Source organism: Bacillus sp. CBEL-1 (assembly GCF_004348885.1).
GTDB lineage: Bacteria > Bacillota > Bacilli > Bacillales > Bacillaceae_H > Priestia > Priestia aryabhattai_A.
Map to the genome: position 1 here is coordinate 1,449,522 of NZ_SBIM01000013.1, position 19,540 is coordinate 1,469,061.

Genomic DNA, 19,540 nt, shown 5'->3' on the forward strand with positions numbered 1-19,540 from the left:
CTGACTACTGATCATTTTGATTCTAAAAACTTATGTTGGGTTTTGCAAACATTTTCGGTACAAATGCATAGGATAAAGAAGAAGTTTACTAACCTAAAGGAGGTGCGCTCTTTGATTCCAAGAAGACCATCCTTTCCCCCTCGTATGCAGAGCCCGTTTGGACCTACTAATACTCAACAAACATTCTTCCCGAATACACAGGGAATCAACCCTCAAGGAACGCCTCGTGGTCCAGGAAATTTGCTAGCTCGTATATTTGGAAGAGGTCGTGCTGGTGCCAGAGGCACTGAAGCCTTTGGAGGTTCTGGAGCTGCTGGAGCTCAAAGGATGATTCCACCTACTTCTCTATTCAATACGGTTCAAAGTGCAGCTACACCCGCATCGTCTGCTTCATTATTAAGCAATTTACAAAATTTAACGAACCCTGCTACGCTTAGCTCCATGATGACCAATATTCAAAAGGTTATTAAAGTGGCTGAAACAATGGGGCCAATGGTACAACAGTACGGACCACTCGTTAAAAACGCTCCGTCTCTTATAAAAATGTATCAGCTACTACGCACAGCGGATACAGGTGAAGAGGAAGAAGATGACGCAAGTAACAATAGCGAAGAAAAAAACAATGAAGGAAGCACCCAAATTAATAATTCTAAAGAGAACGAGAACGAAAAAGAAAAGAAATTAGAAAGCGACGAATTTAATTTTGATGATGAAGAAATTAAACCCGTTAAAAAAGTACGCCAATCAACACCAAAGCTTTATATTTAACAAAAGAAAGGTAGAGAGGTTAACATCTACCTTTTATACATATTGTCACCCAAAAAGAAAGACTAATGTCAATTATAGAGAGGAAGCATTACACGACCAATATATCCTTTGTATTATTGTTCATGCTTTTATATAATAGAAAAGAGTTTACAAATACTCGTCACCTTATGATGAGGAGGATACTAATGAAAGTTATAAAAATTGCTCCACGCGGCTATTGCTATGGAGTTGTTGATGCAATGGTTATTGCACGCAACGCAGCTTTGGATACATCACTTCCACGCCCAATTTATATATTAGGCATGATTGTGCATAACAAACACGTAACAGACGCGTTTGAAGAAGATGGAATCATTACCCTAGACGGCGCAAATCGTTTAGAGATTTTAGATAAAATTAATGAAGGTACGGTCATTTTTACAGCTCATGGTGTATCACCAGAAGTAAAAGAGCGCGCAAAAGAAAAAGGACTTGTTACAATTGACGCAACGTGCCCAGACGTAACCAAAACACATGACCTTATTCTTGCAAAAGAGAAAGAAGGCTATGAAGTCGTTTATATCGGTAAAAAAGGCCATCCTGAGCCGGAAGGAGCAGTTGGTATTGCGCCTCACATCGTTCATCTAATTGAAAAAGAAGAAGATGTAGAATCCCTTGATATTACAAGAGATAAAATCATTGTGACGAATCAAACAACAATGAGCCAATGGGACGTAGCCGATGTGATTGAAAAAGTTCAAGAGAAATACCCTCATGCTGAAGTGCATAAAGAAATTTGTCTAGCAACACAAGTACGTCAAGAAGCGGTAGCAGAACAAGCTGGAGAAGCTGACGTGACAATTGTTGTTGGTGATCCAAAAAGTAATAATTCTAACCGCCTAGCGCAAGTTTCTGAAGAGATTGCTGGAACAAAAGCTTATCGTATTAGCGATATTTCTGAGCTTAAAGTAGATTGGTTGAAAGATGCTACTTCAGTCGCTGTAACGGCTGGTGCATCCACTCCTACGCCAATTACAAAAGAAGTCATTAAGTTTCTAGAGCAGTTTGACCCTGCTGACGAAACAACATGGACACTTGAAAAAACTGTTCCATTATCGAAAATCTTACCAAAAGTACGTACGAAAAAATCATCCTAAAAAAGATGCTCTGATGAGCATCTTTTTTTATAGAAACGTAAATGGATTTGTATTAACTTTTGATGAAAAGATTGTGCACTCAAACTTCTTGTCTTTACAGAGCTCTTGCATTTTCTTTTCAACTCCTTGACGCATCACTTTTTCGACATGATGACCAGGATCAATAACATTCAGCCCCATCATCATTGCGTCATGTGCTACATGAAAATATAAGTCCCCTGTCACATAAACATCGGCACCTTTAAATTTTGCATTAGAAATGTATTTGTTACCATCCCCACCTAATACCGCAACCTTTTTCACAGTATCATTTAAGTTACCAACGACTCTTAACCCTTCTACATCTAACGCTTCTTTTACATGATGAGCGAATTCTTTTAGTGTCATTTCACGGGATAGATGTCCGATTTTCCCAAGACCATACTCTTTTCCTTTTTGCTTAAGGTTATAAATATCATAGGCTACTTCTTCATATGGGTGAGCACGTAGTACGGCTTGCACAACTTTCTTTTGAAGCCTTGCTGGAAAAATCGTTTCAATTTTCACTTCTTTCACGCGTTCTACAGTACCTTGTGAGCCGATATAAGGATTTGCCTGCTCCGATGGGGTAAAGGTTCCAACGCCTTCTGTAAAGAACGCACAGCCGCTATATAATCCGATCTCACCTGCACCTGCTTTTGAGATTGCTTGGTGAACCGCTTCGTAATGTGTTTCTGGTACGTAAACTACAAATTTATTTAGTTCTTCAGCACCCGTTGGAACAAGAACTTCTGTGTTTTGCAAACCTAATGCTTCAGCTAGCAAATCGTTAACGCCACCTTCAGCAATATCTAAGTTTGTATGAGCAGCATATACAGCAATATCATGTTTAATGCACTTTTCAACGATACGTCCAGCAGGCTGATCCGTTTGGATTTGCTTTAACGGTCGAAAGATAGGAGGATGATGAGCAATAATGAGATCAACATGCTGTTCAATTGCTTCATCAACAACCATTTCTAATACATCTAAGGTAATCATCACTTTATAAACTGGCTTGTTTAATGTGCCGATTTGCAAACCAATTTTATCCCCTTCCATAGCTAAGTGCTTCGGAGAAAAAGATTCAAACAGCTCAATAACTTGATAACCGTTTGGTACTTTATTCATGATAAAACCTCCTCAATGATTCGAATTTCATTTTCTAATTTTTTCTTTTTTTCTTGTCCTTCTTTTGTTGTAGCTGATTTTTCCATTTGCTCGACAATCTTTTTCGTATGTGCTAACTCATGATTCCATTTCTTCTTAAAGGCATCATTTTTCTCCCTTGCCAAAATTGGTCCTACTAAAATTCCTTCTTCGACCTTGTCACCATAGGCACCTAATGGATCCCCTTGTTCAGCTACAAGGATTTCATAGATTCGGCCGTCATCTTCCATGATTTTTTCGTCAACTAAAGACCATTTATGTTCAATCAACCACTGTCTGATATGGTGAGCTCCGATATTAGGCTGTAGCACAAGCCTTTTAACGCCCTGCAGCTTCTCTTTCCCATCTTCCAAAATAGTTTGAATTAAGGTTCCACCCATTCCTGCAATGGTAATGCAATCCACTTCACCCGGTGTAATAACAGCTAACCCATCGCCTTTTCTTACTTCAATGACGTCTGTTAAGCTGGTTTTTTCTACTTGTTTAACAGCTGATTGAAAAGGACCTTCTGTAATTTCACCTGCAATTGCGCCTTTTATATATCCTTGTAAATATGCATAGCAAGGTAGATAAGCATGATCTGATCCAATATCAGCAATCATTGCTCCCTTTGGTATTGATTTTGCCACTTCTTCTAGTCGCTTAGATAATTTTAACTCATTCATTGTCTTGTCACCTATTCTTTATGTAATTACTGTTCATTATTTTATCATAAACACTCTTACGAATCATACTGTGATCCCGGTTCTATTATTTCCTAACTTGTATAAAAAAAAGCCTCTTAGTTTATAAGAGGCTACCATAAAAATCTTAGTTATTTAATTTCTGAAACCCATTTCGCCATCTCAGGAGCTTTTTCAGCAGATATTAACCCGGATGGCATTGATCCCTTTCCGTTCACTAGAATATCAGCAATTTCTTCTTCAGAAAGCTTGTCGCCCACTCCTTTTAAAGCTGGCCCTACGCCTCCTTGATACTGATCGCCATGACATCCAATACAGTTTTGTTGATAGAGATCTTCAGGCTTTGCTGAGGCTTGATCTTCTTCGCCCCCACCTTCTTTTTCAGCGGCTATTTCTTCTGCGTTGTTGAGACCATTAAATGAGAAGGTTACCATTAATCCAATTCCAATAAGTGCGATGAGCAAAAATGGTATCAGTGGATTTCGATTCATTAACTATACCCCCTTTATGTATTCCCATCCCGTGAAATAGCAAAATAATATAAGCATCTTTATTTTACTGTAAAACGGGGACAAGTGAAAGGGTTTTATTGACAGAATTATCTAATCTCTCTATAAAATCCACTATTTTTCGAAACGCTTACACTTTTTAAAGTTCATTAGCAGCCAATCTGTCTAGCAATAACGGAACGCTGAATTTCAGATGTCCCTTCACCAATCTCCAATAGTTTCGCATCTCGTAAAAAACGCTCGACCTGATACTCTTTCATATACCCATATCCACCGTGGATTTGAATAGCTTGGCTTGCTACTTCCATACATATTTCAGACGCATAAAGCTTACACATAGCCGCTTCCTTAGTAAAAGGTTTGCCTTGATCTTTCAGCCACGCTGCCTTATAAACCATCGTTCTTGCCAGTTCCACTTTCATAGCCATATCTGCCAGTTTAAATTGGATTGCTTGAAAAGATGAAAGGTTTTTTCCAAACTGCTTTCTTTCTTGGGCATAAGCAAGAGCTTTTTCATAAGCCGCTTGAGCAATTCCAACTCCCATTGCTCCAATTCCGATTCTGCCTCCATCGAGCGTTTTTAAGAATTGCTTAAAGCCCTCTCCTTTTTTGCCAAGTAAATTTTCTTCTGGCACTTTTACGTCTTCTAGAATTAGTTCCGTTGTATTCGAAGCATGAAGGCCCATCTTTTCATAATTATCAATAACTGAAAAACCAACTGAATCAGTCGGCACAATTAGCGCAGAGATTTCTTTTTTCCCTTCATTCCTTGCTGTAACAGCTGTCAGAGCTAAAAATTTTGCATAGCTTGCATTGGTAATATAGCATTTACTGCCGTTAATCGTATATTCACCATTTTCTAACTCTGCACTCGTTTCAGTTCCTCCAGCATCGCTTCCTGCATTCGGTTCAGTTAAACCAAATGCTCCAAACGATTCTCCAGTACAGATTGGAACTAAGTATTTTTCTTTTTGCTCAGGTGTTCCAAATAGATGAATAGGTGCACCGCCTAACGATACGTGAGCAGAATATGTAATTCCCGTTGAACCACATGCTCTGCTTAGCTCTTCTACTACAATAGCAAAGCTAACAGTATCAGCACCCCCTCCACCATACTCTTCTGGAAAAGGAAGCCCCATAACGCCTAAATCAGATAACTTTTTAAACACATCTAACGGAAATTCTTTCGTCTTGTCTCGTTCCAATGCTCCTGGTGCAACCTCAGCTTCTGAAAACTCTCGAAGTGTTTTTTGAATCATTTTCTGTTCTGCCGTTAATTCAAAATTCATCTCAAATTCCCCCCAAAACAAAATGTATACGCTTACAATAATTAATTATAAGTCATTTTTGTAAATTTTCTCAACTTTTAAAATAAGAGAATCCATTTCATGATATAATAAATGAAAAGTTCCTTTAAAAAAATGATAGCGATTGCATTTAAAAGTTTTCTTGTATAATTTAGTGGATTTTTAAAAAAAGAGCATTTGCAAAACAAAACTCATTTCAGTAAAATATATTCAAAGGGTAATGACTGGTAAAAAAAAGAAGCAAAAAAAAAAAATAGTTTACTCCTATATAGAAGTAAACTATTAATTCATCTTAAATTCTATTCTAAGAAATCCTTTAAACGTTTGCTGCGGCTTGGATGTCTTAACTTACGCAATGCTTTTGCTTCAATTTGACGAATACGTTCACGCGTTACGCCAAACACTTTTCCAACTTCTTCAAGCGTACGTGTACGACCATCATCTAAACCAAAACGAAGACGTAGCACATTTTCTTCACGATCTGTTAACGTATCTAAGACGTCTTCTAATTGTTCTTTCAATAATTCGTAGGCAGCGTGCTCAGAAGGCGATGTTGCATCTTGATCTTCAATGAAATCACCTAGATGAGAGTCATCTTCTTCACCAATAGGCGTTTCAAGTGAAACAGGCTCTTGAGCAATTTTTAAAATTTCACGTACTTTTTCTGGTGTTAAATCCATATCCTCTGCAATTTCTTCTGGAGATGGCTCACGACCTAAGTCTTGTAGTAATTGACGTTGAACACGAATTAACTTGTTAATTGTTTCTACCATGTGTACAGGAATACGAATTGTTCTCGCTTGGTCTGCAATTGCACGGGTGATGGCTTGACGAATCCACCATGTTGCATACGTACTAAATTTGTAACCTTTACGGTAATCAAACTTTTCAACTGCTTTAATTAAGCCCATGTTTCCTTCTTGAATTAAATCTAAGAAAAGCATACCGCGTCCTACATATCTCTTAGCAATACTTACAACTAGACGTAAGTTTGCTTCTGCTAAACGACGCTTAGCTTCTTCATCGCCTTCTTCAATACGTTTTGCCAAGTTAATTTCTTCTTCAGCAGATAGAAGATCTACACGACCAATTTCTTTTAAATACATACGAACAGGGTCATTGATTTTTACTCCTGGTGGTACGCTAAGGTCATTCAAATCAAACTCTTCTTCCTTAGACAATTGTTGAATATCTGGATCCGCATCTTCATTTGCTTCTGCTTCGCTCATCACTTCAACACCTTGTTCCCCAAGGAATTCGTAATATTCATCCATCTGGTCGGACTCAATTTCAAAATTCGCCATGCGTTCGGCAATTTCTTCATATGTGAGAACACCACGTTTTTTACCAATTTCAGTCAATTGTTCTTTGACTTGCTCTATTGTTAAATCTGAATCAAGTTGCTTTGAATGTGCTGATTTTTCAGCCATCAAATCCCCTCCTTCCAAAATTTTGAGGACACCTTTTTTAAAAGTGGGACTAATAAACACGTTTTATTTTAACGCCTTTTTTAATTCCAAAATTTCCATTGCAATTGTCGCAGCTCTTACATAATCCTTTTGACGCTCCGCTTCTTGCCTTTGCTGCTCTTTGTCTTTTATTATGGACTTCTTTTCATAATTCAACACTTGTTGAATGTAATCATGCAACGCTTGCTCCGACAATTCTTCGTTAATTGACATCATCGCTAGTTCCGAAGCTAAACCTGTCAGGTTTGAATCAGGAATACGTTCGATAAAGTTGCTTGGATTAGGACTATAACCTTCTTCATAGTACCCATATAAGTACGTCACAAGAGCCCTATGTTCTTCTATATTAAACTGTGCTTGAAGCATATCTTGAATCCGAAACGCTATATCCCTGTCTTTTAGCATATATGCAATTAAATGCCTCTCTGCATTTTCATGTGCAGGAAGGAGGTTCTTTTTTGTGACAGGATGTCTTGATATAGTATTTCTATTCCAAGAATCATTATCCTTTTTCTTTTTCACTTCATGGCGAACTTGTTGTTGCTGTTCTTTTAAAGCATCTAATGAAATTGAAAACTCTTGAGACAGCTGCCTTAAATAATAATCTTTTTCGACCGCTTTTGTTAATCGACTAATTGCTTTTAACACTTCGTCAATATACTTCATACGATCGGCTTCAATCTGCAAGTTTTTACCACGTCGCAAATATCGCATTTTAAATGCCATAAGCGTCAAGCTGTTTTCAATAACTTCGTTTCGAAACTTTGCTGCTCCAAACTCTTTTATATAATCGTCAGGGTCATATCCATCTGGCATCATAGCGACTTTTACTGAGCAGCCTGCATCTGTTAAAATATTCACAGCTTTATACGCGGCTTCAATACCTGCTGAGTCTGCATCATAGCATAAAATAACGGATTCAACATTTCGACGGATGATTTTAGCCTGCTCTTCGGTAAGCGCGGTACCCATCGTGGCGATGGACTGCTGACACTCCGCAGTCACCGATGAAATAACGTCTGCGAATCCTTCAAATAAAATGACTTGTTGATTTTTTCTAATGTGTTTTTTGGCACGGTGAAAATTGTAGAGTGTACGACTTTTATTAAAGATCGAAGTTTCGGGACTATTTAGATACTTAGGCTGCCCTTTTATCTCTTTTAATAGGCGCCCTGAAAAAGCAATGGTTCTCCCTTGTAAATCTGCAATGGGAAACATAACTCGATCTCGAAACCGATCGAAATAACTTTCTTCTTGGTTTCGTTTAATAATAAGACCTGCAGCTTCCATTTCATCTGGCTTGAATCCACGCTTTGTTAAAAATTTAGTAACAAAATCCCAGGAATCCAGTGCATATCCAATTTCAAACTCATCTATGATTTCCCTTGTGAAACCACGGTTAATTAAATAATCATATGCTTCCTGGCCCTCTTTTGTATTTACCAATAAATGATGATAAAATTTCTTTAAAAGCTCATGTGCATCAACCAGGGCATTTTCTGACTTTGAACCCTCGGAACTCGGCTGTTGAACTTCATATTCAAATGGAATATTCCCTTTATCAGCAAGGTGTTGAGCAGCTTCGGTAAACGAAAGCCCCTCTAAATCCATAACAAATGAAAATGCGTTTCCTCCAGCTCCACACCCAAAGCAATGATAAATTTGCTTGTCTGGCGATACAGAAAATGATGGTGTATTTTCCCCATGAAACGGACATAGCCCGAAATAATTTCGGCCCTGTTTTGTTAGCTGCACATGGTCGCTTATGACATCGACAATATCTACTGAACGTCGAATACGATCAATCACTTCATCGGGAATTCGATTTGCCATGTTAACAGCTCCGTATTTCTATAGTAATTCTTCATTAAAAGCTAAATTCCTTCACGTTTCGACAATATTTTTTCGAGCGCTGTACTGAAATTCTCTCTGTCTTCATCGCTAAAAGCTTTAGGGCCTTTTGAATAACGACCTGCTTTTCTTTCCTTTGCTGAAACATATCGAAAAAAAAGAACCGTATCCATATCACTCTCACTATATACTTTTCCACGTGGAGACAATACATAAACCCGTCGACTAAGAAGCATGCTCGCTAACCCCGTATCCTGTGTTACAGCGATGTCTCCTTGCTGAACGTGATTTAAAATGTATAAATCTACTGCTTCTTTCTCACTATCTACGTAAACCCACTTACCCGCTGAAGGGTTTGTTTGCATGTGAGCATATGAAGCAACAAACATAACCTCAACGCAGTATGTATGTGCTAGTTCTACAATCTCTTTTTTTACAGGACACGCATCAGCATCGACAAAAATCGTATAGTTTCTTTTGCTATAACTCTGTATTCTACATCCCTCCACAGATTCCTTCTACCATTTGTAATTTCATGTAGATTGCGTTTGTCGAATACTTTTTAGACTCGATCCTTGACATTTATATAAATAGTTTATTCGTTCTTCACAAAGTCTAAACCTAAAACTATTCTTTTTTATCACAATTTTTAATTATAATATAACTACGCGATATTTTCTACCATAAAGTTAAGGAATAGCTCGTTATGCAAAGGGCCATCATTCAGGAATGATGGCTCATAAAGCAATACGGTATTGTCACGTCATTTTTTAGCTCTGCTGACAACTGCATTATTTTTTTTGTTGAATGATTTTTGCAATAATCCCAGCAGTCTCTTCTACAGCTCGATTTGAGACGTCGACTACTTCACATCCAATTTTATCGACAATCCCTTGGAAGAAATCTAACTCTTCTTTAATTCTTTCGATATTTGCGTAGATAGCTTGGTCATTTAATCCTAATGACTTTAAACGCTCTTTGCGAATGTCATTTAACTTATCAGGACTGATCATTAGACCAATGCATTTTTTAGGTGACACGTGAAAGAGTTCTTCTGGTGGATCTACTTCCGGTACGATTGGAACATTAGCCACCTTTAAGCGTTTATGAGCTAAAAACTGAGACAATGGTGTTTTTGACGTTCGTGATACGCCAATGAGTACGATATCCGCTCGTAAAATACCTCGTGGATCTCGTCCATCATCATATTTAACTGCAAATTCAATCGCTTCTACTTTTTTAAAATAATCATCATCTAACTTGCTAACTGTTCCTGGTTCGTACCTTGGCGATAACTGATACGATGATTGAATTTTGTCAATAAGTGGTCCGATAATATCAAAAACTTCCACGCCTTTTTTAGCCGCTTCGTTCAGCAAAAAGCTGCGCATTTCTGGTTTCACAAGTGTAAACCCAATAATTCCATTGTTCAACTTAGCTAGAGATACTACTTCCGCTAGCGTAGCTGTATCTTCCACATAAGGAACTCTTTTAATAATAAATTCCGTCATATTAAATTGACTGGAAGCTGCTTTGACAACTAATTCTGCTGTTTCCCCAACCGAATCCGAGATTACATATAAGCATGGGTTGTTCATTTTGGCACATCCCCTTAATCATTTTAATCACTTCGATTATAATACTTCATCATGAGCCAGTGCTACTAGTAATTTTGTGATATTTGTTTTTGTCACTCTTCCTACTACTTCAAGTCCTGCATCTACTTTTTTCACCACGGGAATGGCATCAATTTGTTTCTCAATCAACACCTGTGCAATATCAATGAGAAGCTCTTCACGATGACAATATGTAATATTAGGCATCCTAGTCATAATAATGTGAACAGGAATTGATGTAAGCTCTTGCTTTCCAATACTTGCACGCAGCAAGTCTTTTCGAGATAGAACTCCTACTAATAACGACTGTTCATCCACAACAAACAATGTTCCTACATCTTCGAGAAACATCGTACAAATTGCATCGTATACAGACACATTTTCATTGACTACAACAGGGATAGATTGATAGTCCTGAACTTGGATTTTTTTGATTTTATCCGTTAAAAGTTGCGCTCCTGTTTTTCCCGTATAGAAATACCCCACGCGAGGTCGTGCTTCTAAATAACCTGCCATTGTTAAAATCGCTAAGTCCGGTCGAAGTGTTGCCCGTGTCAAGTTTAGCTTATCTGCAATATGCTCTCCAGTAATGGGACCTTGGTCTTTTACAATCTGTAAGATATGTTCTTGTCTTTTATTTAGTTCGATTTTAATCACCACCTAACCGTTAAATGTGACATACTATTTATAAAAACATTATATACTTTTTATTTAAAAGTAAAAGATGAAAAGATATATTTTTTAAAAGGATTTTTTATTCTATCACGTTACGTCCAAAAAAACATGAAAGATGCTTGTCACTTTTCTAATCGCTATTGTTTTTTTTAAAACAACAGTAAAAAGGGCGTCTCAAATATCACTTTATCTTGAGGCACCCTCACATTATATTATAGAACTCACACGTAACCTTATTCGCTTTTAGTTGGCAATGCCGCTTTCAACGATTCCATTTGAGTTAAAAATCGCTTTGTTTTTAAATACAGGCCTGAATACTCATCATAATATTGATCAATAATAAAGTGCAACTGTTTTTTCGTTTCAGGCTTGACTGAAATAGACCCTAGCCTTTTTAGATCCATATAATAAAATAAACGCAGTAATTTAACGGACGTGGGCGTAAGTTTAAAGTGATAAGGATCTTTTTCTAGGCAACGGTGACAAATAAAGCCCCCTTCTCGTACAGAAAAGTGAAAGGTTCCTTCTTTTGCATGACAAACCGCGCATTCATCGAGAATTGGATATAACCCCAGTACATTCAGCATCTTCATTTCATAAATATACGTTAAGATTTCAGTATCGTATCCTTCATTCATATAATGAATCGTTTGGTAAAGTAGCTCAAAAAGAAAGGGGTTTGGCTTGTTATTATCTGTTCCTTTATCCGTTAATTCAAGAATATAAGAAGCATACGCGGTTGTGAAAATATCTTCGCGTATGCTTCTCATAGAAGAAATCACTTCACCTTGCTGAAGAGTTCCCATTCCTGAACCTGCCTGTATAAAGAAATAGCCATACGTAAATAACTGTGTCACAGAAGCTAAACGACTACTAGGCTTTTTCGCACCTCTTGCCATTAAGCCTACCTTGCCCAATTCACGTGAATAGATGGTTACAATTTTATTTGATTCACCATAGTCATTCGTTCGAATAACAATACCTTCACATTTTTTAAACAAACTTTATCACCTACTATTGGGAAGGCTACGAAACTGGAGAATTGAGACCTTCAGGATCATCTTCGTGTGCTTCGGGCCCTTCTATTACCTCTTTTTCAAGTTCTTTGAAAAGAAGGTATGTATCGATACTACCTGTTTGTGAAAAGACGTTCCAAGTAAAATTTAACATAGAACTCCCACCTTTCTAATCGTATAGATCAGATACAATTTCAATTCCTTACGTTTAGAATAGCCTTCCTAGCTAAAATCATGTAACACAATTTTTTACAATTTATGACGTGTTAACTTAATATTCATCTTCTCGGAATCCATAGTCTCTTAAATGTGATGCACGGTTACGCCAATCTTTTTGTACTTTCACCCAAAGTTCTAAGAAAACTCTTGAGCCTAATAAAGCTTCAATGTCAGCACGCGCTTTTCTACCTACTTCTTTTAACATTTTTCCTTGCTTCCCGATCACAATACCTTTTTGAGAATCACGTTCAACAATAATTGTTGCTCCCACGTATATTGCACCGTTATCTCGCTTTTGCATAGAGTCCATGACAACTGCAATAGAGTGGGGAATTTCTTCGCGAGTTGAATGCAATACCTTTTCACGAATTAATTCTGTAATGATAAAACGTTCTGGATGATCCGTCACTTGATCAGCAGGGTAGTATTGTGGACCTTCTGGAAGTACTTTTTTAATTTGATCTAACAAACGCTCTACGTTGTTTCCTTGCAAAGCAGAAATTGGGATAATCTCAGCAAAAGGATATAAATCCTTATATGTTGTAATGATTGTAAACAGCTCATCTGGATGAATTTCATCAATTTTGTTAATGACTAAAAACACTGGTGTTTTTGTCTCTTTTAAACGTTCAATGATAAATTCATCACCACGGCCTAATCCTTCAGCTGCGTTTACCATAAACAGCACAAGGTCTACTTCTTTTAAGGTATTTTGCGCAACTTTCATCATAAAGTCTCCAAGCTTATGCTTAGGTTTATGAATCCCAGGTGTGTCAATGAACACAATCTGTGCCTCATCTTCTGTATAAACGCCTTGAATTTTATTACGAGTTGTTTGTGGCTTGTCGCTCATAATGGCGATTTTTTGTCCAATTACTCGATTTAAAAAGGTAGACTTTCCAACATTAGGTCTACCAATAATTGAAACAAAACCTGATTTAAATGTATGATTACTCATGTAAAGCCTCCGATGATTGATCCATTCATAGTATTCTTACTATCTTTTCTCCAACACGTAATAAGTTCAGCGTGCTGTCAAAAAAGAAAATCTTACTATAGCATCATTATAGCACAACGCTATATGTGGAATACAAACAACTCATGAAAAGAAGATGTATTTCCAAAAGATTAGCATGCCAATAATCACAGCAAAACACGCATAAACCAACACTGCCGCAGCGGCAGCATCCTTTGCGTGCTTTGCTAAGGGATGACGTTTAGTTGTAATTAAATCCACTGTTTTTTCAACAGCTGTGTTCATCAGTTCCAAGCTAAACATACCTGCAATTAACAGTAAAACAATCAACCATTCTGTTAATGAGATACGAAACCAAAAACTCGCTAGGATGACTACAAAAGAAGCCAAAACGTGAATTCTCATGTTCGCTTCCTTTGCAACCACATACCTAAAACCTTCTATTGCATAGCCAAAGCTACGGACCAAACGTCTTATTTTTCCCCTATCGCGTAAGGCCATACTCATCTAAAATGTCCTTTTGACGTGTAAACATTTGCTTCTCGTCTTCAGCCGTTTCGTGATCATAACCAAGCAAATGTAAAAACCCATGTACGGTTAAAAAACCTAGTTCACGCATAAAGGAGTGGCCATACTCTTCAGCTTGCTCAATTGTTCTTGGGACAGAAATGATAATATCCCCTAACACTCGCGGCATTTCCTCACCAAAAATTTCAATTTCACCTTCTCCCATTTCCTCTAAAGCAAAAGAAATAACATCAGTTGGTTTGTCCTTGTCACGATATTCACGATTTATTTCTTGAATGCGCTCATTGTTTACAAACGTGATTGACACTTCCGTTCCATCTTCTACACCTTCTTTAGCAGCAGCTACCGCTAATAAGGCTTCTAATGTTTCTTTTTGTTCATTTTTTATTTCATTTGTTTCATCAATAAAGTCAATTAGTAAACTCATGCTTTCACCTTCTGTTTTTTTAATTCAGGATACTCAATACGAGAATGGAATATACCGTTTAGCGTCTCACAAAGAGCTTGTCTGATTAATTCCAATTCTTTTAATGTAATGTCACATTCAATAAACTGCTTATCTTCAACCCTGTCATTAATAATGCTGCGCACAATTTTCTCAATTTTTTCTGGGGTTGGATTTGGCATTGAACGCACAGCAGCCTCTACGCTGTCTGCAATGCAGATGACGGCGGCTTCTTTTGTTTGGGGTTTAGGCCCTTCGTAACGATAGTCTTCTTCTTTTATCTCTTCTTCTGTTTGTTCCAGCGCTTTATGATAGAAAAACTTTAACAAAGACGTTCCGTGATGCTGTTCAGCAATATCAACAATCTCTTTTGGTAGCTTATGTTTGCGCAAAATAGATGCTCCGTCTGTTGTATGAGACGTGATGATATTTTTACTAACTTTTGGAGATAGCGCATCATGTGGATTACGAATATTCATTTGGTTTTCAATAAAATACTGAGGCCGCTTCGTCTTACCAATATCATGATAATAGGCCCCTACACGTGCGAGCAAGCCGTTGGCCCCAATAGTTTCACAAGCGGCCTCTGACAAGTTAGCTACCATTACGCTATGATGATACGTACCCGGCGTTTCGGTTAAAATTTTTCTCAGTAAAGGATGGTTGGGACTAGATAGCTCAATTAGTTTCATCGTTGATAAAATCCCAAAGCCACTTTCAAAGAAAGGGAGCAAACCAATAGCTAATACTGAAGAAATAATACCAGATGCCATTGCCATTAAGCTATAGTAGCCAAGCTCAACCGTATCTAACTGACCATTTTTAATAAAAATAATGGATAGACTAACGATAACATTCATTAGTGCAACAACAAGTCCTGCTTGTAGCACTCTTGCTTTGCGCTGTTTGTCCATTAAAAACAAAATGGCTGTAATATTACTAATCAACAAGTAAATCCCTATATTCATATTAAAAGCTGTTGTCAATTCACCGTTAAAGATAATGCTACCGCAAATGGCAAAGAGTATGCTAGAGATAATCGCAATCTTCTCATTCATTAACACTCGCAGCAGAATACCACCAACAGCCACAGGGGCTAAATAGCCAATTTCAGATAAATCAATTCGTTGAAAAAAGCTTAAGATCTTCATTAAAGCAATCGTAATGCTCGTGATAATCGCATATAAAAGGAGTGGCTTATATGTATTTGCATGAAAGCCGCGCAAATAAAAAGCTGCTCCGCCAATCATAATAATAATTAACAAGCTTAAGCCAATAAACGGCTGCAGCATTCCTTTATTATTTAACAGCCCAGCAAGCTGAAGCTGGCGGTAGATATCGGCATTAATGAGCTGATTTTCTTCCACAATAATTTGACCTTGCTTAATTCTTACAGGCTCTACTTTCTCAACTGCTGCCTGGCGATTTTCAGATGTTTTTTGTGGATCATAAATAACATTTGGAATAATAGAAGATCTTGCAATTTCATTCATTGCCGCCTTTAGATTAGAACTTACATTAGTCGTATACACCAACTGCCCCTCAGCTTGGTCTTTCATTTCTTCTAAGTCACTAATCATGACTTGGTTTTTCATTACGTGATGGACCGCTGTAACAACCGCATCTTTGGCAACCGATAATTCTTCTTTGTTCGTCTGTAAAAGCTCACTAATTGCCTTGTCAGATAGATCCTTGCGAATATTATCCGGAAGCTTATCCTGCAACATTTCTTGTTTGCTTGCTTCGCTTTTATTTTCTAGCTGATCGTATTCTTTATTCACTTCAATAATAGCATCAAAAATAGATGCGACAAGATCGACCTGGTTTTGTGCATATTCTGTTTTTTGTGTATACACATCTTCAACTGCTTCTTTTGCCTCTGCCTTTTTCTTTTCAGTACTCTCTTTATCCTCAATTGTCACAGGTGAATAAATCGTCTCCGGTGAAATCGATAGAAGCCTCAAGTCCAATTCTTCTGGCTTTACATTGCTATACATAGACGCAAACATAATGAGACCAATTAAAGCATATAACCCTAGTTGAATTAACCGCAGCTTTTCGATCTGTGCCATTGTTTGTTTCAAAAACCGAAACTTTGACACACCAATTTCCCCCTTTTACAAAAAATAGACCCTAAATTAAAGGGTCTCTTTGTCAAATTGGTCATACGCTTGAATAATTCGACCAACCAATGGATGACGAACAACATCTGATTGATCTAAATGGATAAACGAAATGCCTGTTACATTATTTAATATTTTTGTAACTGACCCTAAACCAGACTTCACACCTCTAGGCAAGTCCACCTGTGATACGTCACCTGTAATAATCATTTTTGACCCGAAACCCAATCGAGTTAAAAACATTTTCATCTGTGCTAATGTTGTATTTTGCGCCTCATCTAAAATGACAAAAGCATCGTCTAAGGTACGCCCACGCATATAAGCAAGCGGTGCAATTTCAATTACGCCCCTTTCGATTAATCGCTGCGTGTGCTCGGTTCCTAACACATCGTGCAACGCATCATATAGTGGTCGTAAATAAGGATCCACCTTTTCCTTTAAATCTCCCGGTAGAAAACCTAAGCTTTCCCCTGCTTCAACAGCTGGGCGCGTTAAGATAATACGCTTTACAAACCCATTTTTCAAAGCATTAACGGCCATTACAACGGCTAAATACGTTTTTCCCGTTCCCGCTGGTCCAATACCAAATACAAGGTCATTCTTTTTAATAGCAGAAATATAGTGGCTTTGTCCCAATGTCTTAACACGAATTGACTTGCCTTGTACATTTTTGGCAATCTCTTCTTCGTATACATCTTCAAAAAACTCCAGCGTACCCTTTTTGGCGAGCTGAATAGCGTAGACAACATCTCGTTCTGAAATTGTAATGTTTTTACGAATAATTGTTACTAGTTTTTTTAACATTTCTTCAACGGTTTGTACATCTTCAGGATTACCTGAAACAATAACTGTTTCACCTCGAGAGATGATGTTGACATTCATTTCTTCTTCAATTCTCTTTAAGTTAACATCCTGTACACCGAATAAAGAAATTGCTTCGTTTGAATCGTCAAGTTGTACGTTAATTGTTACTAGCTGTTCTGACATTCCTCAATCTCCTTGAATAATTGGTTGGGTACTCGCAATATTTTCTATAACTTGGTAATGTATTGATAATTTTACTTTACCATTCTCAAGTTGTTGGTGCAAAACTTTTTCACCTTTTATTTCAGCATCTTCACTTAAAAATGCTTTTAATTGTTTCCGACCCGTTTCAAGCCCTTTTTCAACGGCTTCTTGTTTAGAGTATACCCGTTTTGTACTTTGATCTTCTCTTATAATAACTTTTTCATAAGAAAGCGGTGTTTTCCATTTAAAAAAATACAGCGGCTTTACTTCTTTTTCAACTTTTGTTGTTCTATACTTTTCTTTTGAAAACGCCCAAAGAGGCATTTTAAATGCGCTTAAATCTAAGTAATGCTTACTATAGGATTCTCCTGTTAGCACATGAAAATTAGTCTCAAGTGGAACTTCTACTTCAGACTTGTACCATGTTTCCCCGTAAACTTCTCCTTTAGCTGATACAACCTTCTTATTTTTCTCATTGCCAATAATTCCAGAAACCAGCACCTCACCTTCATTAACCACATCGTTTACTTTTACCAAAGATTGTCCTTTCTCCACAAACATTTTTGTAATCGTTGCTTTTTTTGCTGCAACTAAGTGCTGGTAAGAAGATTTCTCTTGGGGTTTTGGCTCATTTTTCTCAACCACTTGAAAGTGATAAGAAGTTCCTTTAACCTCTACACCGACCCATGTGATGTTATTCATAGAATCGGTTAAGTAACGCTGTATTTGTTCAGGGCTACCTAGTAAAAATTGAAATTCCCCTCTCTTAACGCCCACTTCCTTTAGCTTCTTGGTCATTTCATATTCTGTTTCTGGAGAAGCTCCAGTTATTTCAACTTTCCATATCATATTAGATAGCAGCGTGAGCAAAAGAAAAAAAGAAAGAAAACCTAAGACAAACCCGCTGTTTCTCCACATTGTTTTTGTTAAAAAAGGAAAGCCTTGCCGACGTACAAAATAAATTTTGCAGTCAGCTTTTCGAATCAGTATACGAATTTTTTTAACATCTTTCAACAAAATAGTGGCTGTAATACAGCCCTCTTCTACTTTTTTGACATGAGAGACCATAATTCCTTGGCGTACGCATAAATTCACAAAACGTTCAATGCCTTTTCCAACAATTCGAATTCGCACGGTTCCAATAATAAAGTTTGTCCATCCATTCTTCATTATGTTCCTCCTACCCCTACTGTTCTAAATAAAGAACTTGATTAATTTTCCCTTCTAATACTAATTCTTCAGGTAAAATCACCTTTATCACGAGTCCTTCACCGCGGACTAGCATTTGTCCCTGCTTTAACAACACTCGTATTTCAGTATCAGAAAAGGCTAATAAACCTTTATGATTTTCAATATATATGTGTATTTGTCCAACTAACGTAATCCGAGGAAGATCCATTAACACATCAGCGGGTAGTTCCATCGTTTTCGTCATCCATCTTTTCATTTGCTGTCTCCATGTTTTGCTCATAAAAAAGAACCCCCTTTCATCTCATGTTTATGAGAAAGGGGGTTAATGTATCACATCTATTTATCTTTTATAACTTTGTCTTTTCGACTTTGGTGGTCCTAGTACTTCCGACCAAATAACTCCTTGAACTGCTGATTTCTTTGAAAATGCAACAGGACGAGTAGACGTTCTCTGCTTCTTGTCGATGGTTAGAGATGAGCCTCCGACAGCTCGCTTCGGCATTTCCCTTTGGGTTTTTAGCTGTTCAAGCTTTTCTTGAAGCTCATTACGAACTGCTTGAGCTTCTTCTTGCATATCTTTCCTAACTTCTACTACCGTTTCCTTTTCATCACGATCAGAAGGACGGTACGGTATTCGTTGCGGACGATTTCTCTCTTCTCTAGAAGTAGGATTACCAACAGGAGGCATTGGCTGACGCTGTGGACGTTTTTCTTGATCCTCTGCACCCGAACCAATATAACGTTGAATAACGTTTAAAATAAAGCCTCCGACGATGATAACAAGAAAGAGATTTCCGATAATAAATTCAAATATACCTTGAATTACGTTCAT

21 protein-coding genes are annotated in these 19,540 nt (G+C 37.5%); 2 read left to right on the forward strand and 19 right to left on the reverse strand.

The window, feature by feature from the left end; translation table 11 throughout:
- Positions 1 to 102: 102 nt before the first annotated feature.
- Both vrrA and EPL02_RS17380 read left to right on the forward strand, forming a co-directional pair.
- On the forward strand, positions 103 to 768 hold the full coding sequence (vrrA, locus tag EPL02_RS17375; RefSeq protein WP_483295836.1) for a VrrA/YqfQ family protein: 666 nt from the start codon (positions 103 to 105) through the stop codon (positions 766 to 768).
- 185 nt (positions 769 to 953) lie between these two features.
- Positions 954 to 1,904, forward strand: a complete 951-nt coding sequence (locus EPL02_RS17380) for a 4-hydroxy-3-methylbut-2-enyl diphosphate reductase (RefSeq protein WP_094910828.1) — start codon at positions 954 to 956, stop codon at positions 1,902 to 1,904.
- A gap of 27 nt (positions 1,905 to 1,931) precedes the next feature.
- Here EPL02_RS17380 and EPL02_RS17385 read toward each other — a convergent pair whose 3' ends face one another.
- The 19 genes from EPL02_RS17385 to EPL02_RS17475 form a co-directional block, all read right to left on the reverse strand.
- A complete protein-coding gene (locus EPL02_RS17385; RefSeq protein WP_094910829.1) occupies positions 1,932 to 3,053 on the reverse strand; it encodes a Nif3-like dinuclear metal center hexameric protein in 1,122 nt (373 codons plus the stop codon).
- Positions 3,050 to 3,757 (reverse strand): tRNA (adenine(22)-N(1))-methyltransferase, encoded by a 708-nt coding sequence (locus EPL02_RS17390; protein WP_094910830.1) that lies wholly within the window; start codon positions 3,755 to 3,757, stop codon positions 3,050 to 3,052. Before EPL02_RS17390 ends, EPL02_RS17385 begins: the two co-directional genes overlap by 4 nt.
- Positions 3,758 to 3,906: 149 nt before the next feature.
- Positions 3,907 to 4,266, reverse strand: coding sequence for a cytochrome c550 (gene cccA, locus EPL02_RS17395; RefSeq protein ID WP_094910831.1), 360 nt, complete (start codon positions 4,264 to 4,266; stop codon positions 3,907 to 3,909).
- Between the two features lie 167 nt (positions 4,267 to 4,433).
- On the reverse strand, positions 4,434 to 5,573 hold the full coding sequence (locus tag EPL02_RS17400; RefSeq protein ID WP_131888307.1) for an acyl-CoA dehydrogenase family protein: 1,140 nt from the start codon (positions 5,571 to 5,573) through the stop codon (positions 4,434 to 4,436).
- Between the two features lie 317 nt (positions 5,574 to 5,890).
- Entirely contained in the window at positions 5,891 to 7,021 is a 1,131-nt protein-coding gene (gene rpoD, locus EPL02_RS17405; protein ID WP_061784756.1) for an RNA polymerase sigma factor RpoD, read from the reverse strand.
- Positions 7,022 to 7,084: 63 nt separating this feature from the next.
- Positions 7,085 to 8,893, reverse strand: coding sequence for a DNA primase (gene dnaG / locus EPL02_RS17410; protein ID WP_094910833.1), 1,809 nt, complete (start codon positions 8,891 to 8,893; stop codon positions 7,085 to 7,087).
- Between the two features lie 41 nt (positions 8,894 to 8,934).
- Positions 8,935 to 9,420, reverse strand: a complete 486-nt coding sequence (locus EPL02_RS17415; RefSeq protein WP_094910834.1) for a YaiI/YqxD family protein — start codon at positions 9,418 to 9,420, stop codon at positions 8,935 to 8,937.
- A 282-nt stretch (positions 9,421 to 9,702) separates the two neighbouring features.
- The gene (locus EPL02_RS17420; protein WP_094910835.1) at positions 9,703 to 10,509 is read right to left on the reverse strand and encodes a pyruvate, water dikinase regulatory protein; all 807 of its coding nucleotides are present in this window, start codon (positions 10,507 to 10,509) and stop codon (positions 9,703 to 9,705) included.
- A gap of 36 nt (positions 10,510 to 10,545) precedes the next feature.
- Positions 10,546 to 11,184, reverse strand: a complete 639-nt coding sequence (gene ccpN, locus EPL02_RS17425) for a transcriptional regulator CcpN (protein ID WP_090752854.1) — start codon at positions 11,182 to 11,184, stop codon at positions 10,546 to 10,548.
- A gap of 251 nt (positions 11,185 to 11,435) precedes the next feature.
- A complete protein-coding gene (gene recO / locus EPL02_RS17430; protein WP_094910836.1) occupies positions 11,436 to 12,203 on the reverse strand; it encodes a DNA repair protein RecO in 768 nt (255 codons plus the stop codon).
- 25 nt (positions 12,204 to 12,228) lie between these two features.
- Positions 12,229 to 12,372 carry a YqzL family protein gene (locus tag EPL02_RS17435; RefSeq protein WP_131888308.1) on the reverse strand — a complete coding sequence of 48 codons (144 nt, stop codon included), beginning with the start codon at positions 12,370 to 12,372 and terminating at the stop codon, positions 12,229 to 12,231.
- 117 nt (positions 12,373 to 12,489) lie between these two features.
- Positions 12,490 to 13,395: a GTPase Era gene (gene era / locus EPL02_RS17440; protein WP_094910838.1), complete on the reverse strand. Its 906-nt coding sequence runs from the start codon at positions 13,393 to 13,395 to the stop codon at positions 12,490 to 12,492.
- A 141-nt stretch (positions 13,396 to 13,536) separates the two neighbouring features.
- On the reverse strand, positions 13,537 to 13,920 hold the full coding sequence (locus EPL02_RS17445) for a diacylglycerol kinase family protein (protein WP_350019625.1): 384 nt from the start codon (positions 13,918 to 13,920) through the stop codon (positions 13,537 to 13,539).
- Positions 13,898 to 14,368, reverse strand: coding sequence for an rRNA maturation RNase YbeY (gene ybeY / locus EPL02_RS17450; protein WP_094910839.1), 471 nt, complete (start codon positions 14,366 to 14,368; stop codon positions 13,898 to 13,900). Before ybeY ends, EPL02_RS17445 begins: the two co-directional genes overlap by 23 nt.
- Entirely contained in the window at positions 14,365 to 16,458 is a 2,094-nt protein-coding gene (locus EPL02_RS17455) for an HD family phosphohydrolase (RefSeq protein WP_434223169.1), read from the reverse strand. Before EPL02_RS17455 ends, ybeY begins: the two co-directional genes overlap by 4 nt.
- A gap of 66 nt (positions 16,459 to 16,524) precedes the next feature.
- Positions 16,525 to 17,496, reverse strand: a complete 972-nt coding sequence (locus EPL02_RS17460; RefSeq protein WP_025911635.1) for a PhoH family protein — start codon at positions 17,494 to 17,496, stop codon at positions 16,525 to 16,527.
- A 3-nt stretch (positions 17,497 to 17,499) separates the two neighbouring features.
- Positions 17,500 to 18,687, reverse strand: a complete 1,188-nt coding sequence (gene yqfD, locus EPL02_RS17465) for a sporulation protein YqfD (RefSeq protein WP_094910841.1) — start codon at positions 18,685 to 18,687, stop codon at positions 17,500 to 17,502.
- A gap of 16 nt (positions 18,688 to 18,703) precedes the next feature.
- Positions 18,704 to 18,988 carry a sporulation protein YqfC gene (gene yqfC, locus EPL02_RS17470; protein WP_025911638.1) on the reverse strand — a complete coding sequence of 95 codons (285 nt, stop codon included), beginning with the start codon at positions 18,986 to 18,988 and terminating at the stop codon, positions 18,704 to 18,706.
- Between the two features lie 60 nt (positions 18,989 to 19,048).
- Entirely contained in the window at positions 19,049 to 19,540 is a 492-nt protein-coding gene (locus EPL02_RS17475) for a hypothetical protein (RefSeq protein ID WP_094910842.1), read from the reverse strand.